The following is a 17,433-nucleotide window of genomic DNA, read 5'->3' on the forward strand; positions in this document are numbered from 1 at the left end:
TCACATCCTGGCGCTGAAAAGGGGATCAAGAAGCCACGTCACCAGCGGGCGCTTGTCTAAAAGCATGTCCGCCCGCAGCGTCATGCCGGCTTGCAGCGGGAGCCTGCGCCCATAGGCATCGACATCCGGGCGGTCGAGGGTCACGGTCACCTTGTACATGGGTCCTTGAAGAGTGATCGGCGTGGCAATGTCCGCGCCCGTCAGGACCGTCTGCGAGACCTCGGCGATGCTACCGCCGTAGACGCCGAAACGCTGATACGGAAAGGCATCGAAGAGCAGTCTGACCCTCTGGGCCGTGCGGACGAAGCCGATCGCCCGGGTGGGCACGAACAATTCGGCCTGCAGGACGCTGTCGGTGGGGAGAAGCTCGAGTTGCAGGCGGTCGGCGCTGGTGACCTGTCCGACCTTTGCCTGCAGCGCCGACACGCGGCCAGCCCGCGGGGCCAGGATGACGTAGGCGTGTCGTCCATCAATCTCGGCGAGGCGCTGTTCGGTGCTTGAAAGCTCATTGCGCAGCGATTGGCTCTTGTCTTCCATCGCCGTTGGAAGCTGCTCCAGCGCGTAGCGTGCATCGACAAGTTCGTTCCGTTTGGTGGACAGGTCCCGATGGAGCGCGTACAGCATCTGTCTTTGCTCAAGAAACTCCTCCTGACGCCGACGATATTCGATCAGCGGCATATTCCCGCGTTCCTTCAGCTGACCAGCCGACGACAAGGAGTCTTTTGCCAATTTGATCCGTTCATTCTGGGTGTCGATCTGCTCCTCCAAATAGGAAATTTCCGTGGTGAGGTTCTCGATCGTAATCCTCAGATGCTCCTGTTCAGAGGCGGTCCGGACCATTTGGGCCTTGATTTGGTCGACCAGTTTCTGCCGTTGGGACGTCAGCGAGGACAGCATGGTGGCGTCCACATTTTGCCCGTCTGCCGTGGTGACCGAATTTTCTACGGTCAACAACGGTTGGCCTTGCTCAACTTGCTGTCCCTCGGCGACATGAACTGCTTTGATGATGCCGGGGCGTGGTGCGATCACCTTTGCCGTTCCGGAGGCGGGGGATAAATACCCGGTGACGGTTTCTTTCCGGGTATACTGAGCAAAGGCGACGAACAGAATCAGAATAGCGATGGATGCGGCGATGAGCCCGGTCGATATTTTGAGTGAAGGTGGCTGAAGTGTCGCGATTTCCCCGAACTTTCGCTGCTGCCGCTGGAAGTCAATCGCCGCCTGACGGAACAGAGTGCGTTCAGCGGGACGAAAAAGCGCTTGCTCGACCACGACGTTTCTCCGATGGAACGAGCCTGCAGGCTCCCCGCCCGGCATCCGTTTGCCAAAGACCGCGCCATCAAGCGGACGGAGCAAGCGGCAGCCGAGCGCTTTCCTCTCTGCCACGTCCTGGGCATCGACGGATGGGGGAAACGGCGATGAGGCTTTTCAGGTTGAGTGGTGGTGGCCGGAGCCGAACACCCCGCGGGTCCCTCGCGGATCGTCCGCCCGAGACGTGGCAAGAACGCCGGGAAAGCCGGCCGACACCGGAAGCCCCTTTCCTGGCGCGTGTGCCAGGAAAGGGGCTCCATGCGAACCATTGACGGAAAGGACCGTCGGACGGATCACCGGCTCAAAGCGTTCTTACGTGCTCGAGGTGGCGGTCGCCGTTCCGCTGGTGGAGGTGGCGGTGCCACCGTCGCCGCCAAAGGAACTGTAGAAGATCGCTCCCTTGTAGTTGCCGCCCTTGGCGTTCCAATCACCATTGACGGTGATGTCTCCACCATTGCCGCCATTCGCGGAGGCGTAGGCGACGGACGCCGCGACGGCGAGGGCAACTTCGCTGCGGTGGTGATGACCACGGTTCCCGCCGCTCACCGCGTCCATCTCAGCATCAGTCAGCTCGATAAGCATATCGGTCATCTTTTCCTCCTAAAATGTCAGAATTGACAGTACATCATTTGCGGCACGGCCGCAGTTTTCCGGGGAGCATTTGGGATTGCGCCGGAGTAGATGCCAGGAGCTTCTAGGGAGTGGGGATATTTGCGAAAGCGCCCGGCATGTGAATGCGTTGTTCTATGCGCATTCTGTCGTGCCGACCGACTCATACTGGCCCGAAGTCTGCTGGGATTACCAGCCGCACTTTGGGGCCTTCTGCCCATTGGACAGGACGATAAGCACATGCGGTAGAGAGATACCGGCGTTTGTGCGTGAGATCAGGCCAAAATAAGAGGTGTTTTGACGACTGAAGCACGCACGGCTAACTCGTTATCACCTTCTATTTCCATGCTGTAATGGCTCAAAATAATGTATACGATATCCTTCGAGGGCAATATTGCTGATCGTGGCGAGACAGCGTAGTCCTGTGCCGATCGGGCCTATCACGCGTGGAGGGCAGTACCGAAACGGTAGAGTACGTCAAGACAATCGTGGCTTTTCATCGCGACAGCTTGGTGCAGGGATGCGGGAATGGCGGCGGCTTGCGGATCGGCGTGACGTTGGCGCACAAATCGTCGGAAGCTGGCGGTGTTATGGTTTTGGCGGGTATAGAGGCGTCCCGCTGAAGCCGAGAGCCAGATGCCCTACAAGGCCAACGAGAGCCGCCGCCACAAGATCCCGCGCGCCCGCTACCGGGTCGAGAACTGAATCGCGGTAGGGAACGCCATTACTGGCGTCCCCCCGCACAGATCCGTACGTGCGGCATTCCCGCATACGGCTCCTACCTCGGGTGTTTGACGGCAAAGCGTTGCTGCGGCCAAGGGTGAAGGATCCGCGGTTTGGGGAGCCAGTCGTTGGCGATCTTGGCAATCCTCGCCCACGTCGAGGCATCCTTCTGGCTTCGTCGCCGGAGCGTGCGTCGCCAGAGGTCGATGACGTGATAGCGAAACGCCTCCAAGGCGCGACTGTTGGTCGGCACCGCGTGATAGTTGTAGTACCCGGTGGTGACCTGCCTCAGCCATTGCCCCTGTCGAGGAATAGGCTGGTGCATGCGCCGTCGCAGCTCCTCCTTGATCTCTGTGAGCTTGACCTGCATGCGGTCGCGACGGGTCTTCCGATGGATTTGGAAGTCACCCCGGCGCGTCTTGCCGCAGATGAAAGTGAAGCCCAGGAACGTGAAGGTCTCCGGTTTGCCGAGCCCGCGCCGCTTTCGATTGGCCGCGGCGAAGCGGCCGAACTCCAGCAGGCGGGTCTTGTCCGGATGGAGCGACAACGCGAACTCCCGTAACCGCTCGCGCATGGCCTCCCAGAAGCGCCGGGCATCCGCCTCGTGCTCGAAGCCGACGACGATAGCGTCGGCATAGCGCACGATGATCATAGCGCCCGTGGCCTCGCGCCGTCGCCAGCGCTCGGCCCAGAGGTCGAAGACGTAGTGCAGGTAAACGTTGGCGAGCAGTGGTGAGGCCACCGAGCCTTGCCCCGTCCCCGTGTCACTGGTCGTCACGACCTCATCCTCCAAGACACCCGCCTTGAGCCATTTCTGGATCAGGCGGATGATGCGCGGGTCGCCGATCCGGTGGTTCAGGAAGCGGACGAGCCAGCTTTGGTCCACCGCGTCGAAGAACGACTGGATGTCGGCATCGAGGATGAAGTTCACCTTGGTGCTGGAGATGCCGACCACCAGGGCGTCCAGCGCATCGTGCTGGCCGCGCTTGGGCCGGAACCCGTACGAGAACCCGAGGAAGTCCTCCTCGTAGATCGCGTTCAGCACCGCGACGACCGCTCTCTGGACGATCTTGTCCTCCAGAGCGGCGATCGCCAGCGGCCGCTGTCGCCCGTCCGCCTTCGGGATGTACCGTCGGCGCGACGGCAGGGCTTTGTACGCTCCCCGGTGGACCCGGTCGTGCAGGTCCTGGAGCCGAAGCTCCAGGTCCGCCTCGTAGTCCTGCCACGTCAGCCCATCCACTCCCGGCGCGGCGTTCCGCTTGAGGGCGAAGAACGCCAGCCGGAGCAGGTCGGGGTTGAGATGATGGAAGAGCGCGGTGAACCGTTCCTTCTTCCTGTGTCTTGCGGCCTGCCGTACGCGGTCCAGCGCCTGGGACACGCTTTCCCGGTTCTGCGCCCGGCGCGTGCTTTGCTGGCCCGCGTTCCCCTTGGTCCCCGCCCTTCGCTCCCCCGGCTCCGCGGCCGGTCGCCCGGCCTTGTTCGTCGGCTTCATCGCTACTATGGCGGGGTCTGACTTCTCCCGTCCGTGCATCATCGGCTACGGCTCCTCACCTTCCCGATGCGGACCCGGGGCAAACCTCGGGTCGGGCGGGAGATCTCCCGGTTCCCGTACAAGGAGCGTCCGTGCATGCTGGGGTCTCTGACCACGCCGGGCCGGCGGGGGCTCGCGCTGGCGCCCCCACTCGTATGGCCTTCCGTTACAGTAACAACGTCGGCACCCGGGACTGTCGCCCTTTCGCGGCTCAATGGCCAGCCTGCACGCTCCCCTGCCGACGCTTCGCCGGCCCCCTCGCGAGGGCCGACGCACGGCTCGGGGCCAGTGTGGGTCGCTACTCCTTCACTGCAATGGACTTGCACCATCTACTCCTTGCCGGTCTCCCGGCGCACTACCGTTGGCGAACTTGGCAGCGTCGGTCCGCCGTTCCTGAGCCGATCGGACCTCTGCTCCGGCTGTTAGGGGAGGTGATGCCGTTGGGGAGAACTGCCATGTCACTGCCAAAACAGCGCATTGAGTCTATTCCGGCGGAGACGGCCCGGGTGGCCCGCGCGGCGTTTCCCAAGGGCACTCTTTGCATGCGCTTACGGGATGAGTTTGGCCCAATCTTCCAAGATACGCTGTTCAGCACCCTATAGTCGCACACCGGCCAGCCGGCCGTCTCGCCATGGCGCCTGGCCCTCATCTGCGTTCTGCAGTTTGCTGAGGGGCTGTCTGACCGCCAAGCCGCGGAGGCCGTGCGCAGCCGGATTGACTGGAAATACGCCTTGGCTCTTGAGTTGACCGACCCGGGCTTCGACTTTTCCGTCCTGTGTGAGTTTCGCGCCCGCTTGGTTGCGGATCATGGTGAGCATTTGGTGTTTGACGCGCTTGTCCGACGGCTCATCGAATGTGGTCTGTTGAAGCCGCATGGCCGGTACCGGACGGATTCCACCGATGTCTTGGCGGCGGTACGGACCATCAACCGCTTGGAAGGCGTCGGCGAGATGCTCCGAGCAGCGCTCAACGATTTGGCCACTGTGGCCCCGGCATGGCTGCGCACGCAGGTCCGGGAAGACTGGAGCGACCGCTACAGTCGGCGCGTGGAGGATCATCGCCTTCCCAAAACCGAAGCCGCTCGGCGCACCTTAGCCGAGCAAATTGGCAGCGATGGGCATCAGCTGCTCGCCGCTCTTTATGAGCCGACAACGCCGCCGTGGCTGCGAGAGCGCCCAGCCGTCCAGTGCCTGCGCCAATACTGGGTTCAGCAGTTCTACGTGGCCGACGACAAGGTGACGTGGCGGACACCGGCTGATCTGCCGCCAGCGGGCCTGCGCGCGCACACGCCTTATGATCCAGATTCGCGCTACGCCAACCGGCGGACGACCGGCTGGCACGGCGACAAGGTTCACCTGACGGAAACGTGTGATGAGGGCGCTCCTCATTTCATCACCCACGTGGTGACGACGTCAGCAACGGTCCCGGACCTGAGTATGACCGTGCCGATCCACGAGGCGCTCGCAACTCGGGGCCTCCTGCCGCATCGCCATTATCTGGATGCGGGGTATATCGATGCCGGCATTCGGGTCTGCTCGACACGGGATTTCCACGTCGCGCCCGTCAGTCCGGTTCGGCCCAACAGCAACTGGCAAAGCAAAGTGCCGGGCGGCTACACCATTGATGCCTTCACCATTGACTGGGAGAACCGCAAGGTGCGCTGCCCGCAAGGGCAGCTCAATACGACCTGGAAACCCGGCAAAGACATGCAGGGAAACGACGTTCTTGAAATTACCTTTGGCCATGCGATCTGCCGACGCTGCCCAAGCCGGGCTCTGTGTACTCATGCGCCCTCGGCGTCGCGCCGCATCACGGTACGCCCGCAGCCCGAACACGAGGCCACCCAGAAGGCGCGCCGCGAGCAGCAAAACGAGGGCTGGCAGGCCGACTACGCGCGGCGCGCGGGCATCGAAGGTACCCTTTCGCAGGGGACCCGAGCCTTTGAACTCCGAAAATGCCGCTACTTTGGTTTGGCAAAGATCTCTCTAGGAAGTCCTTGCGGCCACGGCCATGAACTTGGTCCGGGCCTACGCTTGGCTTTCCGACCAGCCACTTGCAAAAACGCGCCGCTCACGCTTCGCAACCGTGTGTAGCCCCGCTGTGACCTGAGCCACCGGGTTCGCCAACAGTGTCGAGAACTGGGCGGCCTATGATGCGGCGCTGCGTCGGCGTGGTGTTGTCAGGTTGCTGGTCGTTGGTTCGGCATGGCAGGGTGCCGGGCATGAGCACGACGCCCAGTCCGTACCGCGGTTTCCGCTTTCCAGCGGCGATCATCAACGAAGCGGTGTGGCTTTACCACGGATTCAGCTTGAGCCTGCGCGAGGTCGAACTGATGCTGGCGGCGCGCGGCATCGAGGTCAGCTACGAGACCATCCGGGAGTGGAGGCTGCGCTTCGGCCGGGAGTTCGCCAACGCGCTCAAGCGCCGTCGGCCCCAGCCGGGCGACAAATGGTTCCTCGACGAGGTGTTCATCCGCATCCGCGGCAAGCAGCACTACCTGTGGCGCGCGATCGACCAGAACGGCATGGTGCTGGACATTCTGGTCCAGAGCCGGCGCAACACGAAGGCGGCCAAGCGCTTCTTTCGCAAGCTGCTGAAAGGGGTGCGTTACGCCCCACGCGTCCTCGTCACCGACAAGCTGAAGTCCTACGCGGCAGCGAAGACGGATCTGAAGCTCGGTGGCGAACACCGACAAAGCCGATACCTGAACAACGCCGGCGAAGTGTCGCATCAACCAACCCGACGGCGCGAACGGCACATGAAGAGGTTCAAGTCCGCCAGGCATGCCCAACAGTTTCTCTCCACCAACAGCCCGATCCACAACCACTTCCAACTGCGCCGCCACTTGATTTCCGCTACCGAGTATCGCGCCGCCCGCGCTCGCGCTTTCACTACGTGGCGCGAGGCGACCGGCCTTGCCCGGACCGCCTGAACCAGTGAACAAGCAGGTTGTCCAAACCCTCAGTGCATCAACCGACCGCCAAGTTGATGGTGTGGACGACCGCTGCTCCCGGCATCGAGGTGCCATAGATTGGTGGTTGCTGAACTCCACCTATGAGAGGGCCGTCCACATGAGCATTGTCACCGTCGGTCTCGATCTTGCCAAGCACGTCTTCCAGGTTCATGGCGTTGATGAAGCCGGAAAGGTGGTCGTGCGCCGGCAGCTTCGCCGGGAGCAGGTGGAGGCGTTCTTTCGTGGCTTGACGCCTTGCCTGGTCGGTCTGGAGGCGTGCGCGACGGCTCATCACTGGGCGCGTCTCATCCGGGCTCTCGGCCATGAGGTCCGGCTGATCCCGCCGACCCGGGTCAGGGCCTACGTGCAGCGCGGCAAGAAGAACGACGCCGCCGATGCCGCGGCCATCGCTGAGGCGGTGACGCGGCCGCACATGGCCTTCGTTCCGATCAAGAGCGAGGACCAGCAAGGCGTTCTGGTGCTTCATCGCTCCCGTGACCTGCTGGTGCGGCAGCGCACCATGCTGCTCAATGCCCTGCGCGCCCATCTGGCGGAATTCGGCATCGTGGGGGCGCAAGGCCCTCGTAAGCTGGCCGAGTTGATCGATCGGCTGAACGATCTGACGCTCCCCGAGCTGGTTCGCTTGGCGCTGGTGGAATTGGCCGAACAGATCGCGAGCTGCCGTGCGCGGATTGCGGCCCTGGAGAAGGCCATCCTGGCGTGGCATCGCACCACCGAGGCCAGTCGCAATCTGGCCACCATTCCCGGCATCGGGCCGATCACCGCCTCGGTGCTCGCCGCCACCGTCAGCGATCCGAGCGCGTTCAAGAACGGCCGCCAGCTGGCCGCGTGGCTGGGGCTGGTGCCGCGGCAGAATTCCAGCGGCGGCAAGGATCGGCTCGGCGGCATCACCAAGGCTGGCGACCGCTCGCTCCGTCGTCTTCTGGTCATGGGCGCCACCACGGTGATCCGCTATGCCCGCCGCAAAGCGCCCGGCGAGGGCGAGTGGCTGAAGGGCCTGCTGGCCCGCAAACCGCCCCGGCTGGTCAGCATCGCGCTGGCCAACAAGATGGCCCGCATCGCCTGGGCGGTGCTCAGCCGCGGCGACGTCTACCGCAAGACTGTCCCGGTTCCGGCGGTTCCCTGAGCCGTCAGCGCCAGGAGCATCCGGAGCGGATTGTCCGCCCGTCCGCGGAACCTTCTCAAGCCTGGCCCTGCGGGCCACCGCCTGCGGCGGCGCTGGGCTTGACAAGGCCCTGCCGACGAGCGGTCTGTTCCACCATCGGATGCAAGCCACCGTGTCGCTGGACCGTCCGGTTTGGTAACGCTGAAGAACAGGACCATGCTGTGTGAGGGTGCCGAGAGAGGTGATGGCGAAACGGTTCGAGCCGGGGATCGGGAAGACCCACGTACTGTCATGCGCCTCGAGCGCGGCACGTTGATCGGGACCCAATCCCGCGGAGTTCATCATGGCCCGCGGTCATCAGCACCGCATCCTTCGAGGCCGGACACAGGACCGCACCCGACCTTTTCGCCAAGCCAGATCTCTTTTCCCTTGCGCCGCAGCGGTCGTCCACACATGACAATACCCCTGGAACCTTGTCTACATGAGGCCGTAGACCCGATCTGAGTTCCTCTGGGCCAGGTGGCACACCACATGGAACGGTGGATGGGTGACATGGGAACCCGGCGGCTATTCTCGCTCCTGGTCGCGCTGTCCTTCCGCCATGTGAACTCTCTCGAACGCGCCCCCTAGGTCGTTCGGTGTCACCGGTTTGTGGACGAGGCCAAGCCCGTGCAGGTCGGCTTGGCGGTGAGACTCCGCCGTCATCTCGCCGGTCAGAATGATGCCTGGAATGCGGACGCCGCACAGGTCGCGGATCCGTTGCACGGCCTCAATCCCCGTCCGCCCGTCGCGCAGCCGGTAATCCGCAACGATGACGGCGGGTTTCCGTGCCGTGTGGCCCAGGGCGTCGCACGCCTCGTCGGCGGAGCCGGCCGCCAGCACGTCGAATCCCCAGTCCTGCAATATCGCTCGCAGGCTCTCCAGCACCAAGCCATCGTCATCCACCGCGACCGCCAGGCGGCCGTTCCCGGTGATCCGCACCGTCGGTCGCACCGGATGGTGCAGTTCCTCCTGCGCAAGCGGCACCGTCACGCTGAACACGGAGCCCTTCTTCGGTGTCGAGCGGACGGCGACCGCGTGGCCGAGCAAGTTGGATAGGCGCTGCACGATGGCCAAGCCCAGGCCGAGCCCCTGGGCACGGTCGCGTTCCAGGTTGCCGACCTGGTGAAACTCCTCCCAGATCCGGTTGGTGTGCTCGCGCGGAATGCCGACGCCGGTGTCCCGAACGTCGATGCGCAGAAGGCCATCGGCTCTGCGGCAGGTGACGCTAACCCGGCCCGTGTCGGTGTAACGAACCGCGTTCTCAACCAAGTTGGACAGCATCCGGCCCAAGAGCACCGGATCGCTGCGCACGACCGCCGAACACGGACCGATGTGAAAGTCCAGGCCCTTGGCCCGGGCCACCGCGCCGAAAGTCGTCGCCGCCTGCAGAAGCAGCTGCTGAACGGCGAATGGCTCGATCTTCGGCGTGACGATGCCGGCGTCGAGCCGGGAGACGTCGAGCAGGCTGTCGAGCAGCGATTTGAGCGCGTCCAGCCCTCGCCCGAGCGCGGTCAATGCTTCCTGACCGGCGCTGCCATGGACGTGTCGCCCCAACACGTGAGCGAACAAGAAGAGCGACTGCAAGGGCTGGCGCAGGTCATGCGAGGCGGCGGCGAGGAACCTGGATTTGGCCCGATTGGCCCGTTCGGCCTCCTCCTTGGCGGCGCGCAACGCCTCCTCCATGCGCTTGCGCCCGGTGATGTCCAGGCTGATGCCGAGCAGGCGCAGCGGCTGGCCGTCGGCGTCGTAGACGGCCCGCCCGAGGCCGAAAATCCACCGCACGCCGGTGTCGGTCTGCACGGAACGCGCCTCCATCGCGTAGGCCTCCCGGCGGGCGGCGAAGGTGTCGCACACCACCTGCACGACCCGCGGGCGGTCCTCGGGATGAATGCGGGCAAGCCACGTGTCGTGCGTCGGCGTGTCGTGGGCCGGGTCGAGCCCCCAGTGCCGATACACCTCGTCCGACCAGGTGAGCGCCCCGGTCACCACGTCCCACTCCCAGGTCCCGGCCTGGGCCGCGGCGAGGGCAAAGCGCAGGTGTTCTTCCTTCAGCCGCAACGCCTGCCGGGTGGCGACGTGGGCGGTGATGTCGGTGGCGGCGCCGATGACGCCGATCACGGCACCGCCGGCGTCCCGGTCGGGTTCCACGATCAGGTCGTAATGGTGCTCCGCGCCATCCTGACGCACGCGGATCTCATGGCGCTCACCCTGGCCGCTCTCCAGAACGCGGCGCTTGATGGCGGTGAGCGCGGCGGCGTCCTCCGCGCGCTCGAACAGGTCCGCGTCGGCGGTCCCCAGCACCGCTTCTGCCTGGTAACCGAGCGCGGGATTGAGAATCCAGGTGTAGCGGAGATCGCGATCTTGGTTGAACACCACCGTCCCGGCGGTCCGGATGGCGATCCGCAGGCGTTCCAGCAGGCGCTGGCGCTCCTCCTCGGCCCGCTTGCGCGGCGTGATGTCCCGGTAGAAGATGCCGATGCCCTCCGGGGTCGGCTCGACCTGCACCTCCAGCCAGAGGTCATGGACGTCGTCTTGGTAGTGATCCTCCAGGGTGACCGGCACCCGCTCGGTCATCGCCCGCTGGTAGGCGATCTCCTGCGGGCCGCCGAGCAGGGCCGGCCAGACCTCCCAGACCGTCTTCCCGCTGATCTCCTCGCGAGGGCGCCGGTTGAGCCGCTCGCCGGCACGGTTCTGGAAGAGAATGCGGTACGTGCGGTCGAGCGCCAGGAAGGCATCGCTGATGCACTCCAGGATGTCCGTGGCGCGCCGGTTGGCAACCGCGACCGCCTGAGCCGCCTCATGCTCCGCGGTGCGGTCGTGCACGACCAGTAGAAACCCCTGCGCCCCACCGGGACCAAGCGGCATCAGCTGGTCCTTGGTCCAGAACCGGTGGCCGTCCTTGCGCACGTGCCAACGTTCGGTCTGCGCCCGGCCCGCGGCCAAAGCCATGGAGATGTCTTGCTCCAGAACGTCCGCCCGACGGTCTTCAGGGGTGAAGATGAGGCGGAGGTCCTGGCCGACGATCTCGCCTGGCTCCCAGCCCAGAAGGATGCGCGCACCGGGGTTCCAGCCGGTGATCCGCCCTTCCGGGTCTGTGGTCACGATGCCATGATCGGTTGCGTTGTCGTAAAGGAGATGCAGAAACGAGGCGCTGTTCGGGGGCGCGGCTTGCGACGGTGCGGGAGCAGCCTCGCCGCCACGACCACACTGTCCGTGCTCACCCTGCCCCTCAACACCCCGGTCCAGGTCAGCGAGCCTGCGTTTCAATGCCGCGATCTGCCGGACGAGCGCGTCGCGTTCCGTGTTCCTTTCGATGCGCTGTTCGTCCATGACTGACCGAACTTTCCGGTTTACGTTGAGCAGTGCGCCGCACATTTCCAGGCTTGCGGCAAGTCTAAACACGTCACCGAGTGGATCGTTCGCGCCGCCCGCACGGATAGCCTGCTACACGATCACGCAGGTCGCCGCCGTGGCCGGCATCGGTGTGCGGGCCGTATTCGCGATGGACGATACACTCGGGTTTTATGAAAGGGAATGGTCACAACGTGCCGCTCGGCGGCACGACCGCTCCGTCGGCCTGCCGTCCGCGTCGCGCCCGCGGTCAAGTTTCCGCACGTCTTCAAGCAACCAAGGTCCCCTTCCGGAACGACCGAGGCCACAGGTTGGCCAAGTCATGCTCTGCAGCCGGCCCGGCACCCACGCCAACGCCACTATCGGAAGGTGGCCCTCTCCGCGCGGCTTGCCGGTTATTCGCGCGTTGGGCACAGTGTTGGACCAGACAACAATGCCGCAGCCGGAAGGCCCCCGCCCTGTGAGACAGACGTCGGCCAACGTCGAACCCGATTTCCGCATGCTTTTCGGTGCGGCCCCGGGCAATTGCCTGGTGTTGACGCCAGATCTGACGATCGTTGCTGTCACCGATGCGTATCTGCGGGCCACGCGCACGCAGCGCGAGGACATTCTTGGCCGCCCCTTGTTTGAGGTGTTTCCCGACAATCCTGCCGATCCCGACGCGACCGGCGCGCGAAACCTGCGCGCCTCCCTGGAGCGCGTGCGGCGGAACCGGTGCCCGGATGCCATGCCGGTGCAGCGGTACGACCTGCCCCGACCGGCCGCCGAGGGGGGCGGCTACGAGGACCGGTATTGGAGCCCGGTCAACACGCCGGTGCCGGATGCCAGCGGTGAGGTCGCTTGGGTCATCCATCAGGTCACGGATGTCACCGACGTCGTCCGGCATCGGACCGCCGAGATCAGCCCCGATCAGTTCGCCACCAAGCAACAACAAATCATCGATGGCTTGCGAGCCGCGAACGCCGCGCTCGCGCAGGAAACGGACGAGCGCCGCCGGGTCGAGGAGGCGCTGCGCGCGAGCGAGAAGCGCTTCCGGCACATGGCCGACCATGCGCCGGTGATGGTGTGGGTTACTGATCCCGATGGAACCTGCATCTACCTCAGCCAAGCCTGGTACGCCTTCACCGGCCAGACGCCCGAAACCGGGTTGGGGTTTGGCTGGCTTGATCCGATACATCCGGAGGACCGGGCGTCCGCCGAGCACGTGTTTCGCGAGGCCAACGCACGGCGGGAGGCGTTCCGCCTCGAATACCGGGTGCGCCGGGCGGATGGAGCGTGGCGCTGGGTGATCGACGCCGCCGCGCCGCATTTCGCCGATGACGGAACCTACCTCGGCTACGTCGGCTCGGTCATCGACATCACCGCCCGCAAGGAGGCGGAAGAGGCCTTGCGCCAGGCCAAGGAGGACGCCGAGCAGGCCAACCTGGCCAGATCAAAGTTCCTGGCCGCGGCGTCGCACGATCTGCGCCAGCCCATGCAGTCGCTCCTGCTGTTCCTGGACGTTTTGAGGCCGCATGTCGCCGCCAAGGGGCAGCAGGCGTTGCAACACCTTGGCCATGGGCTGGACGTTCTCCGCGACCTGCTGAACAGTCTGCTGGACATCTCGCGCCTGGATGCCGGTGTCGTTCAGCCGAACGTCGAGGACGTCGCGCTTCGCCGGGTGCTGGATGAGATTGCCGCAGCCTACGCTCCCATCGCTGCAGCCAAGCGCTTGGACCTGCAGGTCGCGCCATGCCGCGCGGTGGTGCGCAGTGATCGCACGCTTCTCGGCCGCATGCTGCGGAACCTGGTCGAGAATGCGTTGCGCTACACTCCAGCGGGACAGATCAGCATCGAGTGCCGTAAAACCGGGGATCGCCTCCGGATCGAGGTGTCCGACACCGGGATCGGCATTCCTCCGGAGCACCTGGACCAAATCTGGGAGGAGTTCCATCAGGTCGGCAATCCGGAACGCGATCGCAACCAGGGCCTCGGCCTGGGGTTGGCCATCGTGCAGCGCCTGTCGGCCCTCCTCGATCACCCCGTCCACGTCCGCTCGATCAAGGGACAAGGGTCGGTGTTCAGCGTCGAAGTGCCGCTCGGCCAAACGCAACCACGCTGCGCTCCGGCGCCGGTCACCGAGGTGAAGGGAAACGGCCGGTTCGCCGTTCTGGTGGACGATGACACCATCGTGCTGCTCGGCCTGAAGGCCATGTTCGAAACCTGGGGGTATGAGGTGCTGGCGGCGGGCTCCGCTGACCAGGCCCTTGCCCATCTTCGGGTCTCTGGCCGGCGCCCGAGTGTTGTTGTGGCGGATTACCGGTTGCGCGACGGACGAAGTGGCGTGGACGCGATCTTGCGCATGCGGGAGGTGTGCGGCACCGCCGTGCCGAGCATTCTCCTGACCGGAGAAACCGGGGCTGAAGTCCAGCACCATGCGAGGGCGCACAACCTCGGTATTATCCACAAGCCGGTGACGTCGCGTCAGTTGGCAACCGCCCTGAACGCCCTTCTTTGAGCGGAAATGTCCAGGCAAATGTCCAGGCAGTCCCAGGATGTCGCCGACAGTCGGATATCCGCTGCCGACAACATCCGGTGCAAGCAGACGGAACGACCACCGGACAAGCGGGTCATGAGGGTGCTGCCCTCGTGACCCATGGGAACCGATAACGGTTTCCAGGAACGTCATACCGAGCGCGATGCTGTGCTGCTGGACCAGATCGAGCGAGCGCTCCCACACCCCCAAGCGGGACCAGTGGATAACCGTCCGCGCCGCCATCCACCACGACCCCAAATCGGCGGGCTGGCGCGCCACTTGGCTCCATGCGTGTGCCGTCAGAGGTTCGCCGTGACCGTGCGACGCAGGTTCTGGAGTGGTGTTTTGCCGCGCGAGCGGCAGTCCTCGATCAGCGGATGCAGAATCCCCCATTCCGCATCCGTCAGCCCCTTGGTTCCACGCCCATTTGGCATCCCGTTCAGACGGGCACAGATCTCAAGCGCTTCTGTATCGCGCCCTAACAGACCCTAGCCGGGATTATGCACCGGGGTTGGCGGGTGTAGCGGCATCCGTTGAGCGGCCGTAGGATTTGGGTGCTGACGCCAACTCCTGCCGTTTTCGGAGCGCCCACCCGCCATGGTTGATCCTACGCTGCCGCTGCCCGGTCTGTCACCCCTGGCTGGAAAGCCGGTGATCGGGCGCTTTGATGGTGGCCGCTTGTCCTCCGATGGCGGGCTGCTGGTCCTGCGCGAGGTCGAACAGCGGCTGCGCGTGGCCGAACGGCTGGCCGCCTGCCTCAAGGATCCGCGCGATCCCACGCGCACCGTGCATCCGTTGGCCGACATCATCGGATTCCGCCTGCTGGCCATCGCGGCGGGCTACGAGGACGGCAACGATGCCGACAGTCTGCGCTCCGATCCGCTGTTCAAAATGGCCCTGGAGCGGCTGCCGTCCGAGCGCGACCTGTGCTCGCAAGCCACCATCTCGCGCCTGGAGAACCTGCCGGATACCCGTGCCTTGCTGCGCATGGGCCGGGCCATGGTCGATCTCTACTGCGCGTCGTTCCGCCACGTGCCCAAGCGCATCGTGCTGGATGTGGACGACACCTTCGACACGGTGCATGGCGGCCAGCAGTTGCGCCTGTTCAACGCCCATTACGACGAGTACGGCTTCCAGCCCATCGTCGTCTTTGACGGCGATGGGCGCTTCGTCACCGCCGTGCTGCGCCCGGCCAAGCGGCCCAAGGGCACCGAGATCCGCGCCTTCCTGCGCCGCCTGCTCCGTGCCCTTCGGGCGAATTGGCCGCACACCGAGATCCTGCTCCGTGGTGACGGTCATTACGCCTGCCCGGAGGTGCTGGACTGGTGTGAGGGCGAGAGGATCGACTACGTGCTGGGCTTACCGACCAGCCGCACCTTGCGCCGTCACGTCACCACGCTGGAGGCCAGCACCGCCGCCCGCTTCCAGGCCACGCCCGGAGCCGACAAGGTGCGCCGCTTCAAGGAGTTCTACGACGGCGCCAGCACCTGGAGCCGGGTGAGGCGCATCGTCGCGCGCGTCGAGGCCGGAGGCCAGGGCACCGACACCCGCTTCATCGTCACCAACCTGCGCCATGGCACGGGACGCTGGCTGTACGAGGTTTTGTACTGCGCGAGGGGACAGGCGGAAAATCATATAAAAGCGTGGAAAGCCCATCTCGCTGCTGACCGCACCTCCTGCACCAAGGCGATGGCCAACCAGTTCCGCCTCTTTCTGCACGCCGGGGCGTACTGGCTGCTGTGGAGCCTGCGCTCACTGATGCCCAAACGCTCCCGCTGGCGCACGGTGCAGTTCGACACCTTGCGTCTGCGTTTGGTGAAGATCGCCGCGCGGATCGTGGAGATGAAGACGCAGATCAAGGTCCACCTGCCGACCAGCGCCCCCGATCAGGCGATCATCCATCTCGCCCTCGGCCGTCTGCCGCGGCTGATCACTTGAACACCGGGGCAGCGTGCCCCAGCCGTCACCCACTCCCGTCCACCGCCAACTCCACCGACCTCACGCCGCCAGCAGCGCGGCGACTGAGGGCGCATGCCCCTGCAACCCCACGCTGAACATCTCCGCTCGGTGGCCAGCCCGCGCCTCACTCCGGTGAATAAAGGCGGCTAGCTGGCGTGTCCGGGTGTGCCACCATGCGGTCGGGAAGGGCGGTCGCTACGCGCCGTGACGTTGGCGTTCCCATTCCGCTGATGGGCGCTGTACCGCTTGAGCAGCACGTTGATCTCCGAGCCGACAAGGATCACCAGTCCGGCAATGTACAGCCACAACATCAGGACGACCACGGCGCCGATGCTGCCGAGGTCGCGTCGTAGTCGGCGAAACTGCGGGTGTAGAGCGAGAAACCCAGCGAAGCGACAATCCGCAGGCTCACGCCGACCACGCTGCCGGGGGTGATGAACAGAAACCGCAGCTCGACGTTCGGCGCGTAGCGGTGGATCATCGCAAAGCCAAGCAGCAGCGCCAGCACGATGATCACCCACCGGAGCAGGGCGAAGGACGTGAGCAGAAGGCCGGAGAAGCCGAACCGGCTGCCGATCCAATCTTGGATGATGCCGCCCAGCACCACCAGCGAGAACGCGCCGATCACCAGCACACCGAAGCGCACGCTCAACACCAGCGCGGTCACCCGACCAGCGCGGTCACCCGCGCCCGCACGACGCTGCGGGCCTCCTTGACGTCGTCGGTGATGTTGAGTTGCTGCATGATCGCGTACATGCCGGTGGACGCGGCCCACAGCGTTGCCGCCACGCTGAAGGACAGCAGGCCGCCGCGGTGGTGGCTGGTGACCTGATGCACGACCTGCGACACCAGATTGGAAGCCTCATTCGGCCGCGCCTCTTTCAGCAGGTCCTTGATCGCCTGATCCACCCGCGGGATTGGCAGGTAGGGCAGGATGGTCATGGTCACGACCAGCGCCGGGAAGATCGCCAGCGTCAGGTAGAAGCCAAGCGCAGCGGCGCCGTTGAACACGTTGTCGTCGCTGATCGACCGATAGAGGTCGCGGATGAACCGCTTTGCGGAAACGCCATAGCACTACTTTGGCAGTTCTACTCCCGCCTGTATGGAGCGAGCCAGCACCGACAACACGGACATCGGATCGGTGCCGTCTGAAGGATGTGCGCGAGAATGGCTCGGCGCACGGCGGGCAGCGTCGGTTGCGGCGGCGGTCCGCTGTTGCGCTTTGGCCTTTTTCCCCCACTCCGGGGCGGCAGCGAGCCGGAGGTGCTGGAGGAATGCCAAGGCGATCATCACCAGAAGCGCATGATGGGGTG

At 64.9% G+C, this 17,433-nt stretch carries 11 protein-coding genes and 2 pseudogenes; 6 read left to right on the forward strand and 7 right to left on the reverse strand.

Annotated elements, in window-relative coordinates; translation table 11 throughout:
* From M2351_RS20290 to ltrA, 3 genes are all read right to left on the reverse strand, one after another.
* Complete coding sequence (locus M2351_RS20290) at positions 1 to 1,272, reverse strand: HlyD family efflux transporter periplasmic adaptor subunit (RefSeq protein WP_264657882.1); 1,272 nt, start codon at positions 1,270 to 1,272, stop codon at positions 1 to 3.
* Between the two features lie 351 nt (positions 1,273 to 1,623).
* A complete protein-coding gene (locus M2351_RS20295; protein WP_264657883.1) occupies positions 1,624 to 1,902 on the reverse strand; it encodes a hypothetical protein in 279 nt (92 codons plus the stop codon).
* A gap of 796 nt (positions 1,903 to 2,698) precedes the next feature.
* Complete coding sequence (gene ltrA, locus M2351_RS20300; RefSeq protein WP_264657884.1) at positions 2,699 to 4,177, reverse strand: group II intron reverse transcriptase/maturase; 1,479 nt, start codon at positions 4,175 to 4,177, stop codon at positions 2,699 to 2,701.
* 611 nt (positions 4,178 to 4,788) lie between these two features.
* Here ltrA and M2351_RS20305 point away from each other — a divergent pair.
* The 3 genes and pseudogenes from M2351_RS20305 to M2351_RS20315 form a co-directional block, all read left to right on the forward strand.
* Positions 4,789 to 6,267 (forward strand): annotated as a pseudogene (locus M2351_RS20305) (IS1182 family transposase); the annotation flags it as partial.
* 128 nt (positions 6,268 to 6,395) lie between these two features.
* Positions 6,396 to 7,106 carry an IS6 family transposase gene (locus M2351_RS20310; RefSeq protein ID WP_264657885.1) on the forward strand — a complete coding sequence of 237 codons (711 nt, stop codon included), beginning with the start codon at positions 6,396 to 6,398 and terminating at the stop codon, positions 7,104 to 7,106.
* Positions 7,107 to 7,245: 139 nt separating this feature from the next.
* Entirely contained in the window at positions 7,246 to 8,274 is a 1,029-nt protein-coding gene (locus tag M2351_RS20315; RefSeq protein ID WP_264657886.1) for an IS110 family RNA-guided transposase, read from the forward strand.
* 546 nt (positions 8,275 to 8,820) lie between these two features.
* On the opposite strand, the gene M2351_RS20320 is transcribed toward M2351_RS20315, so the two are convergent.
* Positions 8,821 to 11,562, reverse strand: coding sequence for a hybrid sensor histidine kinase/response regulator (locus tag M2351_RS20320; RefSeq protein ID WP_264658098.1), 2,742 nt, complete (start codon positions 11,560 to 11,562; stop codon positions 8,821 to 8,823).
* Between M2351_RS20320 and M2351_RS20325 the strand changes: the two genes are divergently transcribed.
* The 3 genes from M2351_RS20325 (at position 11,509) to M2351_RS20335 (ending at position 16,099) form a co-directional block, all read left to right on the forward strand.
* Positions 11,509 to 11,631 carry a hypothetical protein gene (locus tag M2351_RS20325; RefSeq protein WP_264658103.1) on the forward strand — a complete coding sequence of 41 codons (123 nt, stop codon included), beginning with the start codon at positions 11,509 to 11,511 and terminating at the stop codon, positions 11,629 to 11,631. The genes M2351_RS20320 and M2351_RS20325 overlap by 54 nt on opposite strands.
* Positions 11,632 to 12,079: 448 nt before the next feature.
* Positions 12,080 to 14,143 (forward strand): PAS domain-containing hybrid sensor histidine kinase/response regulator, encoded by a 2,064-nt coding sequence (locus M2351_RS20330; RefSeq protein WP_264657887.1) that lies wholly within the window; start codon positions 12,080 to 12,082, stop codon positions 14,141 to 14,143.
* Between the two features lie 615 nt (positions 14,144 to 14,758).
* Complete coding sequence (locus M2351_RS20335; RefSeq protein ID WP_264657888.1) at positions 14,759 to 16,099, forward strand: IS1380 family transposase; 1,341 nt, start codon at positions 14,759 to 14,761, stop codon at positions 16,097 to 16,099.
* A 331-nt stretch (positions 16,100 to 16,430) separates the two neighbouring features.
* Here the strand turns inward: M2351_RS20335 and M2351_RS20340 are convergent, their stop codons facing one another.
* The 3 genes and pseudogenes from M2351_RS20340 to M2351_RS45480 form a co-directional block, all read right to left on the reverse strand.
* Entirely contained in the window at positions 16,431 to 16,787 is a 357-nt protein-coding gene (locus M2351_RS20340; RefSeq protein WP_264657889.1) for a YihY/virulence factor BrkB family protein, read from the reverse strand.
* Positions 16,784 to 17,131: a YihY/virulence factor BrkB family protein gene (locus M2351_RS20345; RefSeq protein ID WP_264657890.1), complete on the reverse strand. Its 348-nt coding sequence runs from the start codon at positions 17,129 to 17,131 to the stop codon at positions 16,784 to 16,786. The genes M2351_RS20340 and M2351_RS20345 overlap by 4 nt, the downstream gene beginning before the upstream one ends.
* A 63-nt stretch (positions 17,132 to 17,194) precedes the next feature.
* A pseudogene (locus M2351_RS45480) lies at positions 17,195 to 17,428 on the reverse strand (IS701 family transposase); the annotation flags it as partial.
* Between the last annotated feature and the right edge of the window lie 5 nt (positions 17,429 to 17,433).

Source organism: Azospirillum canadense, assembly GCF_025961225.1.
Taxonomy (GTDB): Bacteria; Pseudomonadota; Alphaproteobacteria; order Azospirillales; family Azospirillaceae; genus Azospirillum; species Azospirillum canadense.